General features: G+C 65.0%; 18 protein-coding genes. 7 read left to right on the forward strand and 11 right to left on the reverse strand.

Translation table 11 applies throughout. The annotated features are described in order from the left end of the window. The first annotated feature begins 297 nt into the window (after positions 1-297). The 6 genes from BLR66_RS16460 to BLR66_RS16485 are packed head-to-tail and all read left to right on the forward strand — an operon-like array spanning position 298 to position 9131. Positions 298-2547, forward strand: coding sequence for a TonB-dependent receptor (locus tag BLR66_RS16460; RefSeq protein WP_176943929.1), 2250 nt, complete (start codon positions 298-300; stop codon positions 2545-2547). 10 nt (positions 2548-2557) lie between these two features. Further along, entirely contained in the window at positions 2558-4090 is a 1533-nt protein-coding gene (locus BLR66_RS16465) for an APC family permease (RefSeq protein WP_255402728.1), read from the forward strand. After that, complete coding sequence (locus BLR66_RS16470; RefSeq protein WP_093289555.1) at positions 4087-5526, forward strand: amidase family protein; 1440 nt, start codon at positions 4087-4089, stop codon at positions 5524-5526. Before BLR66_RS16465 ends, BLR66_RS16470 begins: the two co-directional genes overlap by 4 nt. Positions 5527-5539: 13 nt before the next feature. Continuing rightward, positions 5540-6181: an FMN-binding negative transcriptional regulator gene (locus tag BLR66_RS16475; protein WP_093289558.1), complete on the forward strand. Its 642-nt coding sequence runs from the start codon at positions 5540-5542 to the stop codon at positions 6179-6181. Next, a complete protein-coding gene (locus tag BLR66_RS16480; protein WP_093289561.1) occupies positions 6178-7155 on the forward strand; it encodes an alpha/beta hydrolase in 978 nt (325 codons plus the stop codon). Before BLR66_RS16475 ends, BLR66_RS16480 begins: the two co-directional genes overlap by 4 nt. Then, positions 7152-9131 (forward strand): S9 family peptidase, encoded by a 1980-nt coding sequence (locus tag BLR66_RS16485; RefSeq protein WP_255402729.1) that lies wholly within the window; start codon positions 7152-7154, stop codon positions 9129-9131. The genes BLR66_RS16480 and BLR66_RS16485 overlap by 4 nt, the downstream gene beginning before the upstream one ends. Positions 9132-9306: 175 nt before the next feature. Here the strand turns inward: BLR66_RS16485 and BLR66_RS16490 are convergent, their stop codons facing one another. From BLR66_RS16490 to BLR66_RS16510, 5 genes are all read right to left on the reverse strand, one after another. Then, entirely contained in the window at positions 9307-10728 is a 1422-nt protein-coding gene (locus tag BLR66_RS16490) for an amino acid permease (protein WP_093289564.1), read from the reverse strand. Between the two features lie 284 nt (positions 10729-11012). After that, positions 11013-11456 carry a hypothetical protein gene (locus BLR66_RS16495; RefSeq protein WP_093289567.1) on the reverse strand — a complete coding sequence of 148 codons (444 nt, stop codon included), beginning with the start codon at positions 11454-11456 and terminating at the stop codon, positions 11013-11015. A 54-nt stretch (positions 11457-11510) separates the two neighbouring features. After that, positions 11511-11900: a YciI family protein gene (locus tag BLR66_RS16500; protein ID WP_093289570.1), complete on the reverse strand. Its 390-nt coding sequence runs from the start codon at positions 11898-11900 to the stop codon at positions 11511-11513. Between the two features lie 126 nt (positions 11901-12026). Further along, positions 12027-12407 carry a VOC family protein gene (locus tag BLR66_RS16505; protein ID WP_093289573.1) on the reverse strand — a complete coding sequence of 127 codons (381 nt, stop codon included), beginning with the start codon at positions 12405-12407 and terminating at the stop codon, positions 12027-12029. A gap of 480 nt (positions 12408-12887) precedes the next feature. Next, positions 12888-13139, reverse strand: a complete 252-nt coding sequence (locus tag BLR66_RS16510; protein WP_093289576.1) for an Imm32 family immunity protein — start codon at positions 13137-13139, stop codon at positions 12888-12890. A gap of 126 nt (positions 13140-13265) precedes the next feature. Between BLR66_RS16510 and rmuC the strand changes: the two genes are divergently transcribed. After that, positions 13266-14609 carry a DNA recombination protein RmuC gene (gene rmuC / locus BLR66_RS16515; protein ID WP_093289579.1) on the forward strand — a complete coding sequence of 448 codons (1344 nt, stop codon included), beginning with the start codon at positions 13266-13268 and terminating at the stop codon, positions 14607-14609. A gap of 207 nt (positions 14610-14816) precedes the next feature. On the opposite strand, the gene BLR66_RS16520 is transcribed toward rmuC, so the two are convergent. The 6 genes from BLR66_RS16520 to BLR66_RS16545 all read right to left on the reverse strand — a co-directional run bounded on the left by BLR66_RS16520 (position 14817) and on the right by BLR66_RS16545 (position 19123). Then, positions 14817-15848, reverse strand: a complete 1032-nt coding sequence (locus BLR66_RS16520; protein WP_093289582.1) for an MlaA family lipoprotein — start codon at positions 15846-15848, stop codon at positions 14817-14819. A 15-nt stretch (positions 15849-15863) separates the two neighbouring features. Then, complete coding sequence (locus tag BLR66_RS16525) at positions 15864-16175, reverse strand: STAS domain-containing protein (protein WP_093289585.1); 312 nt, start codon at positions 16173-16175, stop codon at positions 15864-15866. After that, the gene (locus BLR66_RS16530; protein WP_093289587.1) at positions 16162-16818 is read right to left on the reverse strand and encodes an MlaC/ttg2D family ABC transporter substrate-binding protein; all 657 of its coding nucleotides are present in this window, start codon (positions 16816-16818) and stop codon (positions 16162-16164) included. Before BLR66_RS16530 ends, BLR66_RS16525 begins: the two co-directional genes overlap by 14 nt. Then, a complete protein-coding gene (mlaD, locus tag BLR66_RS16535; protein ID WP_093289590.1) occupies positions 16815-17372 on the reverse strand; it encodes an outer membrane lipid asymmetry maintenance protein MlaD in 558 nt (185 codons plus the stop codon). Before mlaD ends, BLR66_RS16530 begins: the two co-directional genes overlap by 4 nt. 4 nt (positions 17373-17376) lie before the next feature. After that, entirely contained in the window at positions 17377-18129 is a 753-nt protein-coding gene (locus tag BLR66_RS16540; RefSeq protein ID WP_093289593.1) for an MlaE family lipid ABC transporter permease subunit, read from the reverse strand. 205 nt (positions 18130-18334) lie between these two features. Further along, entirely contained in the window at positions 18335-19123 is a 789-nt protein-coding gene (locus BLR66_RS16545) for an ABC transporter ATP-binding protein (RefSeq protein ID WP_093289596.1), read from the reverse strand. Positions 19124-19204: the final 81 nt, after the last annotated feature.

Consider the following 19204-nt stretch of genomic DNA (forward strand, 5'->3'; position numbering starts at 1 on the left):
TGAAGGGATGTCGCGGGCCGCAGGTTGTAGGGAATGTGAGACATAAACCAGCAGATTCTGCGGTTATTGCTGTCCAAATCCGTCGTCAATGCGGAACGCATGCGGGTAAATCTTTCTATTTCAGCAGCTTATCATAACAAGGAGCTCCGTTGTTTCTGCTGGACGCAGCCTGGATGGTCACCTATTACTGCTAGCCAGCAGGCCTCTGATGCCGCCGCGACGGGAGGTCACTGGCGCGCCGTCGGCAGCGCCCCTGCTCCGCAGCCTTACGCCACGCCGCCATTGAGGGGATCGCCCATGAAGCCACAAATCCGCCACACCCTTTTCAACGCTATCCGCCTGGCCTGTCTGTGCAGCCTGGTGGGCAGCGCCCCGGTCTGGGCGCAGGAAGCAGCCCCCGCAGAAACCGTGGCAACAGACGCCACCACGCTGGACCGCATCACCGTCACTGCCGGCAAGCGCGAACAGTCGGTCCGCGAGGTCGCCGGTTCGGTCTCGGCCGTCACCGGCCAGCAGCTGCAGGACATCGGCGCGCAGAGTCTGGCCGACTACATCCAGAGCACGCCGGGCGTGGTCTTCAACCAGTACCAGCCCGGCGTTTCGCACGTGGTGGTGCGCGGCATCGCCAGCAACTCGGGCAACGTGCAGGGCCAGGCCACCACCGGCTACTTCCTCAACGAGGTTCCGCTGACCGAGCCGGGCTGGACCATCGTGGTGCCCGACATCGACACCTTCGATCTCAATCGGGTGGAAGTGCTGCGCGGCCCGCAGGGCACCTTGTTCGGTTCGGCGTCCATGGGCGGCGCGATCAACTACGTGGCCAATACCGCCGATGCATCCGGCTTCGACGCCGCGGTGGAAGCCACGGCCAGCCAGACCCGCAACGCCGATACCGGCTTCGGCGCCAAGGCGATGGTCAATGTTCCGATCAAGCAGGACGTGTTCGCGATACGTGCCGTGGCGCAGTACCGCGACGATCCCGGTTATCTGGACAACATCGGCCTGGGCAAAGACGGCTCCAACGACGTCACCGTCTCCGGCGGACGCCTGTCGATGGTGCTGACGCCGAACGAGAACACCACGCTCACCTGGCTCAGCCTGCTGCAGAAGACCGACTCGGACGACAACAGCTACCGCAATCCCACGCTCGGCGATCTGGTCCGCAACACCGCCGTGGCCGAGTTCACCGACACCGACATTTCCCTGCACAGCCTGCGCTGGGACCAGGACCTGGGCTGGGCCAACTTCACCGCGCTGGCTTCGTACCAGAAGAAGCAGCAGGACTGGCGTTTCGATTACACCCCGATCCGCGTGTTCTATAACGCCGATCTGGATCTGGACCTGACTTCGCCGCTCTACATCAACTCCGGCGGCGAGAGCGAAGGCCGCAGCCTCGAGCTGCGCCTGACCTCGCCTTCGGGCGGGCGCTTCGAATGGCTGCTGGGTGCGATGTACTTCGACACCGAAAAGACTTTGTACGAAGCCATTGGTGCGCAAGGCGCGGCGGCAGCGTTCGACAACTCCTCGCTGTACGGTCCCGGCAGCGGTGCGGTGATCGCGCCCGATGGCGAGATCTTCAACGCGTTCTATTCCGACATCGACGGTTCGGAAGCGGCCCTGTTCGGCGAAGGCAGCTACGCCTTCACCCCGGAATGGAAACTCACCGTCGGCGGCCGTTTGTTCAAGACCAAGGTCAGGATCATCTCCACCCAGGTGGGTTTCTCCACCTATCCGGGCGACCCCATCGTCACGCCGTCGGAAACCGACGAAAGCGGATTCAATCCGAAGGTTTCGCTCAGCTACACGCCCAACGACAACGTGATGTTCTACGGCCTGGTGTCCGAAGGTTTCCGCTTCGGCACGCCCAACACGCCCGGTCTGAGCGCGTATCCGGTTCCCGCCGGCAGCGGCAGCGACAGCCTCACCAACTACGAACTCGGCACACGCACCACCTGGCTGGACGGTCGTCTGCAACTGGACGCCACCGCCTTCTACGTCGACTGGAGCGATATCCAGCTGCGCCTGCAGACACCGGACTTCTTCAACTACGCCACCAATGGCGGCAAGGCCTACAGCCGCGGCATCGAACTGTCGGCCGCCTGGCGTCCCAATGACCGGTTCCAATGGCTGAGCTCGGTTACCTGGCAGCGCGCGCGCCTGGACGAGGATCTCTTCATCCTCTTCGCCGGCACCGCGCCCAAGGGCTCGCGTCTGCCGGGTTCCTCCGACTGGTCGGTCAACAACAACCTCAGCTACCGCTTCGATTCGCGCTTCTCTCCGACGCTCACCCTGACCCATCAGTATCTGTCCGAAGGCATCAGCGACCTCAATTCCGCAGTGCCCGGAGCGACGCCGAACAAGCAGGGCGACTACAACCTGTTCGACCTGCGTTTCCGCATGAGTTTCGGCAACACCGATATCACCCTGTTCGGCAGCAACCTGACCGACGAACGCGGCGTGACCCGCACCGTGTCGGAGGTCAACGGACTGGGCGAAGGCATCGTGCGTCCGCGCACCTTCGGCGTGACCGCGCATTGGCGCTACTGAGCGGCGCGCGGTGAGCTCGCGCTGGAAACGCGCACTGGCGCGCAAGCCGCTGGAGTCGGTATTGGCCGATGCCGAAGCCAGCGGGCTGCGAAGGCAGCTCGGCGCCGGCAGTCTGCTGATACTGGGCGTGGCCAACATCCTGGGCGCCGGCATCTACGTGATGACCGGCGAAGCGGCGGCCAGTTTCGCCGGGCCGGCGGTGCTGCTGTCGTTCGTGCTGGCCGGGCTGGCCTGCGGCTTCACCGGGCTTTGCTACGCAGAACTGTCGTCGGTGATCCCGGTGTCGGGTTCGGCGTACAGCTATTGCCAGGTGACGCTGGGCGAAGGCCTGGCCTGGGCGCTGGGCTGGATGATCATGCTGGAATACACGCTGGCCGCTGCGGCGGTAGCGGTGGGCTTTTCCGGCTACCTGCTCAGCCTGCTCGGCGATATGGGCATCTCCATTCCCGCGGCGCTGGCCGTCTCCAGCATCGGCGCCGATCAGGTGGGCGGACACACCGCGTTGCGACTCAATGGTGGCGTCAACCTGGTCGCCGCGCTGGCGGCGATGGCGGCGGCGGTGACGCTGATTTTCGGCGTGGGCCGCTCTTCGCTGGCCAACACCGTGCTGGTGCTGATCAAAGTCGCGGTGCTGGTCGGTTTCATCGCGGTCGGCTCGCGCTATGTGCAGGCTGAGAACTGGCAGCCGTTCCTGCCGGCCAATGAAGGCGGGTTCGCCTACGGCTGGCCCGGCGTGCTGCGCGCGGCGGCGATGCTGTTCTTCGCCTACCTGGGTTTCGAAACCGTATCGATGGCGGCCGCCGAAGCGCGCAATCCGCGCCGCGACGTGCCCATCGGCATCCTCGGTTCGCTGGTGGTATGCACGGTGCTGTACATCGCCGCCGCCGTGGTGCTGACCGGACTGGTGCCTTTCCGCGAACTGGGCGTGGCCGACCCGGTGGCGCTGGCGGTGGACCGCATCGGCTGGCCCGGCTTCGCCATCCTGATCAAGATCGGCGCGCTGACCGGGCTGGGCTCGGTGCTGCTGGCCAACGCCTACGGACATTCGCGCATGTGCCTGACCATGGCCCGCGACGGCCTGATGCCGCCGGTGTTCACCCGCGTGCATGCGCGCTTCGGCACGCCGTGGAAAGGCAATCTGATCCTGGGCAGCATCGCCGCGACTCTGGCGGCGACGCTGCCGATCAGCGTGCTGGGCGACCTCATCTGCCTGGGCATCGCCTCGGCCTTCATCGTGGTCTGCATTTCGGTGATGTGGCTGCGTACCCATCGTCCCGACCTGCGCGGCGGCTTCCGCGTGCCGCTGGGCGGTGTGCGCATCGGCAAGGTCTGGATAGGGGTGGTGCCGGTGCTGGGCATCGCCATGTGCCTGTCGATGATGGCGCCGGTGCTGGCCGATATGTTCACGCAGGTGCGTCGCGGCGATTTGCTGCCCGCCACGATCCTAACGGTCTACGTCGTCGCGGGCATAGCGATCTATTTTTTCTACGGCCTGCGGCATTCGCGCCGCGTGGGTCTGGCGGGCGAGGGAAGCGTGGCATGAGCGAAGGAACGGTTGGTTTGCAGGACGCACTCGCTCTGGGCCGGTTGGATGCGCGCGACCAGGCCGCGCTGCGACAGTCGGGCGAAATATCTGCTGCGGAACTGGTGGAGGCGGCGATCCTGCGTGCGCAGCATCTGGACGATGCGCTTGGATCGATCAGCCACCGGGCATTCGATCTGGCGCGTCAACGCGCGCAGGAAATCGATGCGCATAAAGACGATGGCCGCAGTCACGCCGGTGTGCCGTACCTGGTCAAGGATTCGCTGGACTATCCCGGCATGCCCACCCATGCGGGTTCGCGCAGTCGTGGCGATGCATTGGCGAATAAAGCCTTTCCGTTCGTGCAGCGTCTCGATGGCGCCGGACTGGTGCCTATCGGCAAGAGCACGATGCCCGAATTCGGCCTGATGCCTTCCACCGAACCATTACGCGGGCCGGTTACGCGCAATCCCTGGTCGCCACTGCACTCTCCCGGCGGTTCCAGTGGCGGCGCGGGGGCCGCCATCGCCGCCGGCATAGTGCCGCTGGCGCATGGCAGCGACGGCGCCGGCTCCATCCGCATGCCGGCCGCATGCTGCGGCGTGGTCGGGTTGAAGCCTGGTCGTGGCGGGGTGGTGCGGGTACGCTCGCGCCACGTGCTGGAAGATTTGATGGTGGGTGACAGCCTGATGTCGCGCAGTGTGCGCGATACCGCCTGGGCGTTCGCAAACGCGCATCCGCAAAGAAAAGATCCCGTGACCGGTCCCGCCGCGCGGCGTCTGCGCATTGCGGTAGTGGAACAAAACCTGGTCGGCAATGCGCCGCACCCGGAGGTAGCCGCTGCGCTTTCCCGCAGCGCCGAACTGTGCGCGTCATTGGGTCATCGGGTGGAAACCCGGCCGTGGCCGGTCGACGGCGCTGAGGTCACGCGCGCTTTGTACACGCTGTGGTCGCACCTGGCCGCCGATTGCGAGGACCGAGCCGCGTCCGCTTCGCAGACATCGCAATCTGCGTTGGAACCCTGGACGCTCGGGCTCGCGCGCTGGAACCGCGAGAACTGCGGCATCGACGAACTCGAGCAGGCCTATGCGCAGCTGGCCCATTTGCCGGCCGCCTTCAACGCTTTTCACCAGAACTTCGACGTGATCCTGTCGCCCGTGCTGCGCGCACCGCCGCTGCCGATAGGCGAGCTTGCGCCGGATCGAGAATTCGGCGAACTGATGCCGGCGCTGTTCGACTGGATGTCGTACACGCCCTTGCAGAACCTGGCCGGTACGCCCGGCCTCTCGCTGCCGCTATCCTCGACGGCGGAAGGGTTGCCGGTCGGTACCCAGTTCGTCGCCGACCGGGGACAGGAGGAGCTGCTGCTGGCGCTGGCTTTCGAACTGGAAGCGGCGGCGCCCTGGCGCGATCGCTGGCCGCCGCATTCGGTGGCGAGTCTTTCCTCCAAAAACTGATCCACGGAAAAATATGGGACACGCCAGAGACACTTTGTATGCAGCGCGCTCGCAGGACGACCTGGTCGCCCTGCTGGCTGCGCAACCGCTGGCCTGGCTGGTGTCGGCCGGCGGCGACGATGCTGCGTCCACGCCGCTGCCGTTGCGCGTGGGTTTCGACGCGGACGGAAGGCTGGATTCATTGTTGGGACATTTCTCGAAACGCAATCCGCATGCCGCGCGGCTGCAGAGCGATCCGGTGGCGCAGGTGCTGGTGATGGGCCCGCATGCCTATGTGTCGCCGTCCTGGCTGGACGACCGCACCCAGGCGCCGACGTGGAACTACGCCAGCGCCAGTTTCGACGTGCGCGTCTCGCTGCTGACCGATGCCGACGCCATCGCCACCGAACTCGACGCCCTGGTGACGCAGATGGAAACCGGGCGCGATAATGCCTGGCGCATGCAGGAAATGGGCGAACGTCAGGCGCGGCTCGCGCAGGGCGTGATCGCCTTGCGCGCGGAAATCGTTTCGGTCCACGTTACTTTCAAGCTTGGCCAGGACGAGCGCCGCTACGACTTCGACCAGATCGTGCGCGGACTGGAAAAGCAGGGCGAAGCGGAATTGGTTCGCTGGATGCGGGATTTCGATGCGCGCGCAACGGAAGGTGGACGATGAGCCGCAGCCTGGAAGCGCTGGACCCGGAAGTGCGCCGGTTCGTGGAAGCGGTCTGCGCCGAATCGGCGCGCCTTTCCGCTGGCCGCACGCTGGACTGGGTGCAAAAACGGCCCATCGCCGAGATCGCGCGGCAGCCGTGGCGCACCGGCGGCCCGGTCATGGCCGATACGCGCGAGGAATGGCTGCGCTGGAGCGGCGGCGATTTCCGCATACGCCTATACCGGCCTGTCGCCACCAACACCGCGTTGCCTGCGATCGTCTACCTGCACGGAGGCGGCTGGTCCATCTTCAGCATCGATACCCATGACCGCCTGATGCGCGAATACGCGCATGCCACCGGTGCGGTCGTAGTGGGCGTGGACTACGCGCTGTCGCCGGAGCACCGCTATCCCATCGCCCTGGAACAGAGCATCGACACGGTGCGCTGGCTGCGCGAGCATGCCGATGAGCTCCGCATCGACGCCTCGCGGCTGGCGCTGGCCGGCGACTCGGCGGGCGCCAACCTCGCTTTGAGCACTGCCTTGTCTCTGCGCGACGAAAACTCGAGTCGTGGGCTTTGCGCGCTACTGTTGAACTACGGCGGCTTCGACACCGAGATCTCGGAACACGCCCGCGCCACGCTCGGCACATCGGACGACATGCTGTCGGGAGAAGAAATGGACGCGTTCTGGAACAGCTACCTCGGCGAAGACGCACGGCATCGTCAGGATCCCTTGGCGGTTCCCATGCGCGCCTCTCTGCACGATCTGCCGCCCGCCTTCCTGGTGATGGCCGAACGCGACGTGCTCTCCGAGCAAAGCCTGCGCATGACCGAACTCCTGCGCGCGCAAGGCAACACGGCGACGCTTCGCCGCTATCCCGGGGCTTCGCACAGCTTCCTCGAAGCGATGTCGATTTCCGCACTGGCGCGGCGGGCGATCGAAGAGGGCGCGGGCTGGCTTAGGGAGCAGCTCGAAGTGGATACTCAAGCATGAACGCGATGGTCCTGCGTCGTTGGGCTGCGGTGCTGGTGGCATCGGTGCTGGTGCTGCCCGTGCTGGCGGGCACGCGCACGATAACTCCGGACGATCTGGTGAATCTCAAGCAGGTCGCCGATCCGCAGATCACCGCCGACGGCGCGCGCATCACCTACACCGTCGCCACGCCGCGGGGCGAAGGTAAGCTCGCATTGAGCCGGATCTGGCGTATCGGCGTCACGGGCGATGCCAAGGCAACGGAGCTACCTGCGCCGGCGGCAGCCAACGACAGCGCGCCGCGGTGGTCGCCGGACGGACTGCAGCTGCTGTTCCTTTCCGACCGCACACTTTCCGGCGGCAAGAAATCCGGAACCGGCCTCGCCTCCACCCAAGTCTGGCAAGTTCCGCGCGACGGCAGCGCCGCGCGCGCACTCACCGCATCGGCCGGCGAAGTGCTGTCCTTCTCGCTTTCGCACGACGGACGCTCGCTGGCCTACGTCGCGCTCGACCCGCTTGCGCCCGAGGCGGCGGCGCGGGCCAAGCGCAAGGACGACGCCATCGAAGTCGACCATCCACGGCAGTTCGCGCGGTTGTGGCTGCGCGATCTACGAGACGGCACCGCACGCACGCTCACCCCCGAACGCATGCAAGTGCATGAAGCAGTCTGGTCGCCGGACGGCAAACAGCTGGCGTTGCGCATCTCCACCGGCACCACGCTCAACGACTACTGGTACCGCTCGCGCGTGGTACTGATCGATGCCGGGACCGGCCGTCTGCTGCGCACGCTGTGCGACCGCGCATCGGCCGCGCCGCTGTCGTGGTCGCCGGATGGAAAACGCCTGATATACGGCGAACTGGGCGAACACGGCATGACCGCCGCCTTGTTCGTGCACGACCTGCACGGGGACAAGCGCGTGCCGCTGGCCAGCGACTGGCCGGGCACGCTATGGGGCGCGCGCTGGCAGGACGATGCCCAGTTGATCGGAGAAGGGCAGCGCGGCGTACGCGCGGAGTTCCTGCGCATCGATGCCGGCGACGGCAAGTGGACGACGCTGGCCCAAGTACAGGCGCCATGGCAGGCCTTCAGCGTCGCTCGCAACGGCGACGTCGCCTTCGTCGGCATGCGCGACGACACGCCGGCCGAAATCTGGTCGCTCACCGATGGAAAAGCGCGCGCATTGACCTCGACCCATCCGCAGGTCGCGCAATGGTCGCACGGGCAGCTGCGCGAGATCAGCTGGCGCAGTTCTCGCGATGGTCTGCAAATCCACGGCTTACTGATGCTGCCGCCCGACTACAAACCCGGCACGCGCCTGCCCACGCTGGTGCAGATCCACGGCGGGCCCGCGTGGGCGTGGTGGTCGGGCTGGCTGGGTTCGTGGCACGAATGGGCGCAGCTGCTCTCATCGCACGGCTATGCGGTGCTGATGCCGAACCCGCGCGGTTCCGAAGGCCAGGGCGGCGCCTTCACCGAAATGGCGCGTAGCGACTGGGGCGGCGCCGACTATCAGGACGTACTCGACGGCCTGGACCAGATCGTCGAACAAGGCATCGCCGATCCCAAGCGCGTGGCCATCGGCGGCTGGAGCTACGGCGGCTATCTGTCGGCGTGGGCGGTGACCCAGGGCGACCGTTTCAAAACCGCGATTGTGGGTGCCGGCGTGATCGACATCGGCGGCATGGCGCTCAGCACCGACACGCCCGACTACCTGCCCGGCTACTTCGGCGATCCGGTCACCCAACGCGACGCGTACGACAAGCACTCGCCGATCCGCTATGCGGACAAGGTGAAGGTGCCGGTGCTGATCCTGCACGGCGAACAGGACAAGCGCGTGCCTGTTTCACAGGGCGAGCAATTCTACGGCGCGCTCAAGTTCAACGGCACGCCGGTGGAAATGGTGCGCTACCCGCGCGGACCGCACTGGTTCCACGAACGCGAGCATGAGCGCGATGTGCTGGAACGCGTGCTGCGGTGGTTGGATACGCATTTGTAGGCTATGCGGCGAAACCTCCGCAGTCATCCCACGCGCGATAAACGGCCGTCATCCCAGCGAAAGCTGGGATCCATTTTGCTTTTAGGGCTTTTGTAAGCCGAACATCAACAGCAAGATCAAAATGGATCCCAGCTTTCGCTGGGATGACGACACTGGTTGTTCGCCGGTAAATGACTCAAGCATCCCCGCCTTTCGCCAACAAGCTCGCACGCCGCCCATAAGCCAGGTAAGCCACCAGCCCGATCGCATTCCAGATCAGGAAATACAGCTGCGTGCGTTGCGGCAAGCTCCAGAACAGGTACAGGCAGCCGAAGATCGCGATGGGTCCCACCACCCACGCCAACGGCGTGCGGAATACGCGGCGGCGCGAGGGGTCGCGCTTGCGCAGCACCAGCAGGCACACCGACACCGCGATGAAGGCGGCCAGGGTGCCGGCGTTGGCCAGCGCTGCGATTTCGTCCAGGCGCGCCACGCCGGCCAGCGCGGCCACCAAAATCGCGGTGAACAGCGTGGTGGCGATCGGCGTGCCGGTGCGCTTGCTCACCTTGGACAAGCCGCGCGGCAGCAGGCCGTCGCGCGACATCACGAAGAAGATGCGGCTCTGGCCGTACAGGAACGCCAGCAGTACCGTCGGCAGCGCGATGACGGCAGCGGCGGCGATGATCGTGGCTGCATTGCCTTGCTTCAGTTCACGCAGGATCAGCGCCAGCGGTTCCGGGCTGTTGCCGAAGATCGTGTAGCTGAGCGCGCCGACCGCGGCCAGCGCCACGATCATGTAGATCAGCGTGCAGCCGACCATGGAGCCGACGATGCCGATGGAAAGATCGCGCTCCGGGTTCTTGGTTTCCTCGGCGGCGGTGGAGATAGCATCGAATCCGTAGAAGGCGAAGAAGATGATCGCCGCCGCCGCCATCACCCCGCGTTCCACGCCGTCGGCGCCCATCGACTTGGCGAAGCCGAACGGCATGAACGGGTCCAGGCGCGTCGCGTCGAAATGCGGCAGCGCGATGGCCACGAAGATCGCCAGCGCGATCACCTTCACCACCACCAGCGCCGCATTCAACGTAGCGCTTTCGCGCGTGCCCGCCATCAACAAGCCGGCGACCAGGAACACGATGCCCACCGCCGGCAGGTTGATGAAGCCGCCGGCGTGCGGCCCGGCCGTCGCCCATAGCGGCAGGTCCACGCCCAGTCCTTTCAAGAAGCCCACGGCGTAGCCGGACCATCCTACCGCCACCGTACTCACCACCAGCGAATATTCCAGGATCAGGCTCCAGCCCACGATCCAGGCCAGGGTTTCGCCCAGCACGATGTAGCTGTAGGTATAGGCGCTGCCGGCGGCCGGCATCATGGTCGCCATCTCCGCATAGGCCAGCGCCGCGCAGGCGCAGACGATGCCGGCGATGGCGAAGGACAGCAGCACGGCGGGGCCGGCCAGGTTGGCGCCGACGCCGATCAGGGTGTAGATGCCGGTGCCGACAATGGCGCCGATGCCCAGCGCGATCAGGTGCGGCCAGCTCAGGGTGGGAACCAGCCGCCGGCCTTCCTCGTGCACGGTCACCTGATCGATCGATTTGCGCCTGAGCCAAGTCTGCATGCGAGCCCCTGAGTTTGTTTCTGGAAAAGGTGGCACATAGTGGCGCATCGGCCGCGCCGATGCGATGTGCGTTGCGGCGAGAAGGCCCCGGACAGCCCTTGCTTCGCCCCCTTTGACAAAGGGGGCTATGGGGGATTTGCTCTTGATCTTGCTCTGAAGCGAGAGCAAATCCCCCTCAATCCCCCTTTTTCAAAGGGGGAGGCATGCGCTTCGAGCCGGAATCGGTGCCCATGTCGTCGGTGTCCAGCTGGCGATGCCGCAGCGCCGCCCTTCATCGCGGGCAATCAGACGGCGGTGGAGCGATTGAAGAGGCTCTGCACGCTCGGTTTGCCCAGCACCATGAACGTCGCCACGCCGAGCGCCGTGCCGAAGGGAATCGACAGACAGGTAATACCAGCGATCACCTGGCAGAAGGTCCGCGACCGGCGTTGCCTGAGGTATTTGCCGGTGAGGAACTTGGCGATCGCCATGCCTGCGCCGAACAGGAAGAACAGCCCGCCGAAGATGCCGAACATCCAGCCCATCATTTGCGGAGGCATGGCATCGGCATGCTGGCCGGTCTTTACTGCGGACGAGAAGACCGCTCCCATCATCACGCCCATGGACATGTACATCAGGCCGAACAGGGAAAAGAACCCGCTGACGCCAGCCGAAATGTAGTAGCCGATGGAAAGCAGGCGCAGATGCTCTTCGTCGAGGATCGATTGCTTGAAGGCGAGGTCGGTCACGGGTGCCGCTCCTTGGGTGATGGCTGGATGGTATCCGGCCTGTGGAGTTCCGTGTCAGCTCGGCGTTTCGTTGGTCACGTTGTACGCGCTGCCTTTTTGCGGATCTATAGGCCGGATCTCGTAGAACAGGCCGTACTGCATGCATGGATTCTGCGCGGCCAGGTGCGCGGCTTCTTCCAGGCTGTGCGCCAGGATGAACCAGTAGCCGCCCACCACTTCCTTGGATTCGCCGAAAGGTCCGTCGGTCACCACGCCCCTTTTCTTCGAAACCGTCGCCCCGGGCGTATCCAGGCGCTGGCCGGTCTTCATTTTTCCTTCGGCGATCATGCGCTCCAGCCAGTCGTAGAACTCGTCGATAGCCACCTGGATGTCGGCGGGCGCGGCGTCCTTGTCCCATTGGCCGCGGGAGAGCACGAGGTATTCGGAAGGTGCCTGGTCGGTCATGATGGTTTCCAAAAATGGCGAAAGGATCGTAGGCGGCAAAGCGTATCGAAACCTGCGGGCGCCCGGCTATGCCAAGACGGGCGATTGCCCGCCCCAAGGCAGACCAATAAGCAGCCCGTTCAAAAGCTATTCCCAGAGGTTCGCGTTTTTAGGGAAACCGGGCCGCTGGACGCGCACCACGCAGAATCGTTGCCCGGTCGGGGCCTGCATCACCACCCATCGCTCCAAACGGTCAACGACGCTGGCGCCCAGTTTTTCCAGGCGGGCCACTTCGGCGGGAATGTCATCGGTTTCGATGTCGATGTGCACCCTGCTTTCGTGCTCGACGCGCTGGATTTGCACGATGGGTTCGTCGGGCGGCGTCTCCAGCATGCGGTAATTGCCGCGGGTGCCGGGGTGGTCCGGGTCTATCGCGCGACCCAGTGCCCCGGCCCAGAAGCCGGCGGCCTGATCGACATCGGGCGTGTTGCAATCGATCAGCAGGGCGCAGAGTCGGGAGTGGTGCATGGGCTTGTCTCTAGTATCGGGGCCAAGTCGAGCGTGCCAGGTTAACTTCGGCACAGGCTGGGTGAGAAAAAAGTAGGCTGGGTTGGCTCTATCAACCCAGCATCGCAAGAAATAGCCAAAGCGCTGGGTTGATGAAACTAACCCAGCCTACGGCCCTTTATCCTCGCTATGTCACTCACTTGTCACCTCGACTGGCAATAAGCAGAAATCCGCAGTTCGGCATGAAGCCGAGAAAGACAGCCAAATAAATCCAAAGCGATCAACTTCGACAACTGTTCGTTTCTCTCCGACCAGGGCGGAAAGACGATCCTGGTCTTCCCTCGGTAGTTCGCGAGCACAAGATACGACGGACATGATTGTGACAAGGGCTCCTGGCGCCAGAAGCTTTCCGTACGCGTCAATTGGTTGAGGCGGAAGATCATCAACGCTACCCATCAGACACCCATAAAACTCTAAAGGGGCTTCGGTTTAACTGAATTTTCAGCGCCCACCCAATAGCTTGGAGTTGAACACCGTGAAGTGGGGCGAGCCCTCAAACTCGGGCTGCACGTCTGCGAGGTGCACATGGCCGTAAGAATCGCCCATGCGCTCCATACTATCTGCGGCCGAGAGCAAGAAGGCAGCAATCTTTCGTGTCTCATCGGGAGTTGCATTGAGCGTTATTTCCGCAAGCTCGGCGGGTACAACGTCCTCAATCGGCAAACCCTGGTCGCTATATCCGTAAATCTTCATGGATTCTCGTGAGAGCTAACAAGAAATGGGCCTCGGGAATGAGGTGTAACGCAGTATGCAGCGTTATACGAGATGGACAAACACCCAAGACTCAACCCCTGAGACCGACCCCGCTACACTGTCCCCATGGATACCAACACCCTCCTGCTGATCCTCCTCGTCCTGGCCGCAGCCGCCGTCATCCTGCTGGTCGTCCTGCTGCTGCGCCGCCCCGAGCAGCGCATGGAGCTGGCCCTGCGCGAGGAACAGCGCAGCGGGCGTAGCGAGTTGCGGGAACAGCTGGACAGCCTGTCCAGGCAGCAGGAAACCCGGATCGAAGGCTTCGGACGCAACCTGACCGAACTGAGCACCCGCACCGACCAGCGCCTGGACCTGCTGCGCGAAGCGCTGGGCGAAGACGCCCGCAAGGGGCGGCTGGAAAGCAGCGAACAGCAGCAGCGTTTCAGCGACACCCTCAGCCAGCGCCTCAACGAACTGACCCAGCGCAACGAACTGCGCATCGGCGAACTGCGCGCCACCCTGGAATCGCGGCTCAAGGAACTGCAGGCCGACAACACCGCCAAACTCGAACAGATGCGCCAGACCGTGGACGAAAAACTGCACGCCACCCTGGAAACCCGCCTGACCGAAAGCTTCGGCAACGTCACCGCCATGCTGGCACAGGTGCACCAGGGCCTGGGCGACATGAACAAACTTGCCGCCGACGTCGGCGGACTGCAGCGCGTGCTCAACAACGTCAAGTCGCGCGGCGTGTTCGGCGAAGTGCAGTTGGCCGGATTACTGGAGCAGGTATTCGCACCCGACCAGTACGCGGCCAATGTCGCCACCGTGCCCGGCAGCAGCGAGCGCGTGGAATTCGCAGTGCGCTTCCCCGGTTCTTCCGCCGACTCGGTGGTGTGGCTGCCGATCGACGCCAAATTCCCGCGCGAGGATTACGAGCGTCTGCTCGACGCCCAGGAAAAAGCCGACGCCGACGGCGCACGCGCCGCGGGCGATGCGCTGGAACGCCGCGTGCGCCTGGAAGCGGCACGCATCCGCGACAAATACGTTTCCCCGCCCAGCACCACCGAATTCGCCATTCTGTTCCTGCCCACCGAAGGCCTGTACGCCGAAGTGCTGCGCCGCCCGGGACTGGTCGATGCCCTGCAGCGCGACCAGCGCATCGCCGTGGCCGGCCCCACCACCTTGCTGGCCCTGATGACCAGCTTCCACATGGGTTTCCGCACCCTGGCCATCGAAAAACGCTCCAGCGAAGTGTGGAAGACCCTGGGCGCGGTGAAGACCGAATTCTCCAAGTTCGGCGACGTGCTGGATTCGGTGAAGAGCAAGCTGGACCAGGCCAGCACCCAGATCGAGAAGACCGGCGTGCGTACGCGGGCTATCGAGCGCAGGTTGCGCGAGGTGGAGTCGTTGCCCAGCGAAGGAGAGCCGGGGTTGCTGGGGAGTGAGGTCGAGGATCCGCAGGAATAGGTCGACTGCCTGTCGGCATCCCGCAATCTGTCGTCATCCCAGCGAAAGCTGGGATCCATTTTGATGTTGCTTTTGCTGTTGCTGTTGCCTCGTCGACCATCCCACCAAGATCAAGATGGATCCCAGCTTTCGCTGGGATGACGACTCGATTTATTCGATTGAGGTCAGACCGCCGATTGCTCGATTGATCTCAGGTTGCCGAAAGCCTCACCCGCCCGGCGTCGGCACGATCACCGGCATCGCGTCCATCGGCACGGTGGGGTTGTCTTCTTCTTCCAGCAGGTAATCGGGCAGATTCTCGTCGTCCGACTTCTTGCGGTCCTCGCCGATCTGGTAGTTGCGGCGCTGCAGCCACGAATCGCGGAACAACGCGTACTCGTCCACCGCGCCTTCGCGCAAGGAATCGATCGACAACAGCTGCGCGCGCACGTCGACCAGCTGCAGCCCCTGCAGGAAGAAACGGGTCTTGTCGCTTTCCACCTGGCGGATCGGCGACAGCGGCGCGTCGCCGACCAGGCCGAACACATCGCGCACCGTGCGCGGCCCGAACAGCGGCAGCTCCACGTAGCGCGAGCGCTTCCAGCCCCACACGCCCAGGGTCTGGCCGAAATCCTCGTTCTTGCGCGGCAGCTTGGCGTCGCTGGCCGGGTCGAAGATGCCGCCGATGCCCAGCGTCGAATTCAACAGGAAACGGCCCAGCGACTGTCCGGCCTGCTTGGGCTTGCCCTGCAGCAGGCTGTTGAGCGCGGTGATGGGCTCGCCCAGATTGCTGAAGAAATTGCTGACGCCCAGCCGCACCGGCCGCGGCACCACTTTCACGTAGCCGCGCGCCAGCGGCCGCGCGATGGTGCGGTCCACCGCGTTGTTGAAGGTGTGCACCTTGCGGTTGAGTTTTTCCCACGGGTCGTACGACCTTGGCATTTCAACGCCGGGCGGCAGAGTGGGATCGGCGACCGGGTTGTACTCGTCCTGGCCGTAGATGGCGGCGAAGTCGTCTTCGGCGGCGGTTTCAGCGCCGGCGGAAACCGCGGCGGGTGCCTCTGGTGCCGGAAGTTCGATGGAGGCGTCTGCGCTCGCCGCAGCGGCCGCCGGCGTTTGGACGGGCGGCGGCGCCTCCGGAGCCTGGCCGACCACGAGGGTTTCGGCCGGCGGCGGCGTGGAGGCGGTGGGCTTGGTCGACGCGCAGGCCGAAGCCAGCGCAGCGAGAACAACGACGACAGCGATGCGTAACAGGTTCATCCCGTTTCCTGGGTACTACGGCGTGGGGGTGCCGGGGAAATCCAGCCCGGACGTCAATCGATAAGCGGTGCGCAGTTCGGACAGGCCAGCGGGCTCGCCTTCTATGTGCGGAGCCGCGCCTGCCGCGCGCAAGCGCGCGGCCAGTTCGGCCAACAATGCCAGCCCGGCGCTGTCCACGGAAGTGACTTTGGTCAGGACAATGCGTTGCGCGCCGGCCAGCATTTTGCTGGCCGAGGGCCACAAGGCGGCGGCCGCGGTCCGGTCCAGCGCGCCGGCGAAAACCAGGGCGTCGCCGGTGCGTTCGGCGGTGGCGTCAGTTGCTGCCATTGGCCTGCAACTTGCCGGCGCGCAGGTCAGCGGCGACCTGGGCAATGGACTTCTGCCGCAGCGGGGCGTCGAACTGGTTCTTGAAGGTCTGCACGTAGGAAATGCCTTCGATCATCACGTCGAACGCTTTCCATTGGCCGCCGACGTTGCGGATCAGGTAGTCCACCGGGATCGGGTCGCCGCCGTCGCGCAGCATCTCGCTGGAAACCTTGACCCCGCGGTTGCCGGGCAGCGGCGACTCGGACTTGATGCGCACGCGCAGCTTGGTGTTGAAGTCCAGCAGCGAGGTGCCGTAACGGGAGGTCAGATTGTCGGCCAGCGCATCGGCGAACAGCTTCACGTCGGCGTCGGACGCGCCGCGGCCATGCACGCCCAGCACCAGGCGAGCGGCGTAGTCGCGGTCGAACATGCGGTTGAATTCGGTGGTGATGAATTGCTTGAGCGCAGGCGGGCTCTTGCGGAATTCGGCGCGGCGCTGTTCCAGCGTGGTCAGGATGCGCGTGCTGCTGTCCAGCACCACTTTGCTGGCGCTGCCTTGGGCAGGCGCGGCGGCGGCGGGCTTGGCGGCCTGGGCGGTGACCAGCAGGGGAGCGCCGGCCAGCAGTACGGAGGCGATGACGAGGGAGAGCAGGGACTTCTTCATTTGGTGGGTTCCTCGGAGGGCGGGGTAGCGGCGGGCGGGGCACTGGCGTCGGCGCCGGCTTCGACGCTGCTTGCATCGCCGGAGCCGGCCGGCTTGCCGCCGCCGCTGAACATGTATTTGCCGACCAGCTGCAGCAGGTCGACCGCGGGTTGGGTGTAGGCGATCTCTTCGCCGGGCTTCAGGACTTCCGGGTCGCCGCCGGGGGAGAGGCCAATGTAGTTCTCGCCCAACAAACCGCTGGTGAAGATGCCTGCCGAAGTGTCGGCGGGCAGGTCCTTGTATTCATTATTGATATCGAGGGTGACCACCGAATCGAACTTCACCGGGTCCAGCGCGATCTTCGACACCTGGCCGATGACCACGCCGCCGATCTTCACCGGCGCCTGCGGACGCAGCTGGCCCAGGTTGGTGAAGCGCGCGGTCAGCTCGTAGCTGCTGCTGCCGAAACCGAACTTCTTGTTGGTCGAAGCAATCGCCAGCACCAGCAGCGAAGCCAGCGCCAGGACAAGGAAGGCGCCGACGGCGAATTCTAGACGGGGTCCACGGACGGCCATGGCATCAACTCCTGAACAACAAGGCGGAAAGAACGAAATTGAACATCAGCACCAACAGCGAGGCGTTCACCACTGCGCGAGTGGTGGCGACCGAAGTGCCTTCGATGGTGGGCTCGGCATGGAAGCCTTCGTAGGCGGCGACCAGGGCGCAGGTGCCGCCGAACACCGCCGACTTCAACAGGGCCACGCCGAAGTCGTCCCAGAAATCGACGCTATTGCTCAGCGCCGACCAGAACACGCCGTTGTCCAGGCCCAGCACGTGCACCGCTTCCAGATAGCTGGCGCTGATGGCCAGGCTGCAGAAGAAGCCGGTCAGCAGCGGCACGGTCAGCACCGCGGCCCAGAAGCGCGGGGCCACGGCCTTGGCCACCGGGTCGATGGCCATCAGCTCCAGTGCCTTGATCTGGTCGGTGGCGCGCATCAGGCCCAGCTCGGCGGCGATCGAGGAGCCGGCGCGGCCGATGAACAGCAGGGCGGTCAGCACCGGACCCAGTTCGCGGTAGAGGGACAGGCCCAGCAGAGTGGAAAGCGCGTCGGAAGCGCCGAAAGTGGTCAGCGTGCGCCAGCCCTGCAGGGTCAGCACCAGGCCCACGAAGGCGCCGCCCACGGCGATGATCGGCAGCGAACGTGCGCCAACCTTGTAGATTTCGCGGGTAAGTTCGGCGAAAAAGTCTTTGGTTGGCTTGGACGACCGGAACACCGACAGGGTGAACAGGCCGGCGCGGCCGACGGAGCGGATGGAAGCGGCAATGGGCATCAGCGCACCGTCCCGATCATCTGAACAGGCAGACGCCCGGAACAGCCCCCTTTGAAAAAGGGGGCGACAAGACGCGACAGCGGCTTGTGGGGGATTTGCTCTTCGCGCGAAAAGCAAATCCCCCGTCGCCCGCTTCGCGGCCGCCCGCCCCCTTTTTCAAAGGGGGCAAAGATACGGGCGTCGTTGCCTATGAAGGTGGGGTGTCTCATGCCGCCTCCGTCCGTGGTGTCGCGTCGAAGCCGATCGGCCCGTCCGGCTGCCCGCGCAGGAACTGCTGCACCAGCGGGTCGGTGGTGGCTTCCAGTTCCGCCGGGGTGCCGGAGAACACGATGCCGCCGTTGGCGATCACCACCGCCTGGTCGGCGATGGGCAGGGTCTCGTGCACGTGGTGGCTGACGATGATGCTGGTCAGGCCCAGGGTGTCGTTGAGGCGCTGGATCAGGCTCATGATCACGCCACTGGCGATCGGGTCCAGCCCGGTCAGGGGTTCGTCGTAGAGCATCAGCGGCGGGTCCAGGGCCAGCGCGCGTGCCAGCGCCACGCGCCGGGCCATGCCGCCGGAGAGCTCGCGCGGGTAGGCGTCGGCCGCCGCCCGCAGGCCCACGGCGTTGAGTTTGAAGGCAACCACGCGCTCGATCAGCGCTGCCGGCAATCGGGTGTGGGTGCGCAGGGGCAGGGCGATGTTTTCGCCCACGCTGAGGTCGGTGAGCAGACCATTGCCCTGCAGCAGCACACCGATGCCCTTGCGCATTTCCAGCAGGTGGCGGGTGCCGCGGGGCACCGGCTTGCCGAACACCTCGACCGTACCCGCCGCCGGCGGCAGCTCGCCGGTCAGCGCCGCCAGCAAGGTGGATTTGCCGCTGCCCGACGGACCCAGCACCGCGGTGATGCTGCCTCTCGGCACCGACAGGTCGATGTCGCGCAGGATCGTGCGTCCGCCCCGGTCTAGCCGGGTGTTGGACAGGCGCACTGCGGGCGAATCTGGGGAGGTCATTGGCACGGAAAACTCCAAAGCACCGTGAAGCATCGCGGTCGGTGGCTGAACAATAGTGCACTGCCCAGTTTCATTTTTGCA

This window comes from Pseudoxanthomonas sp. CF125 (genome assembly GCF_900104085.1).
Classification (GTDB): Bacteria; Pseudomonadota; Gammaproteobacteria; order Xanthomonadales; family Xanthomonadaceae; genus Pseudoxanthomonas_A.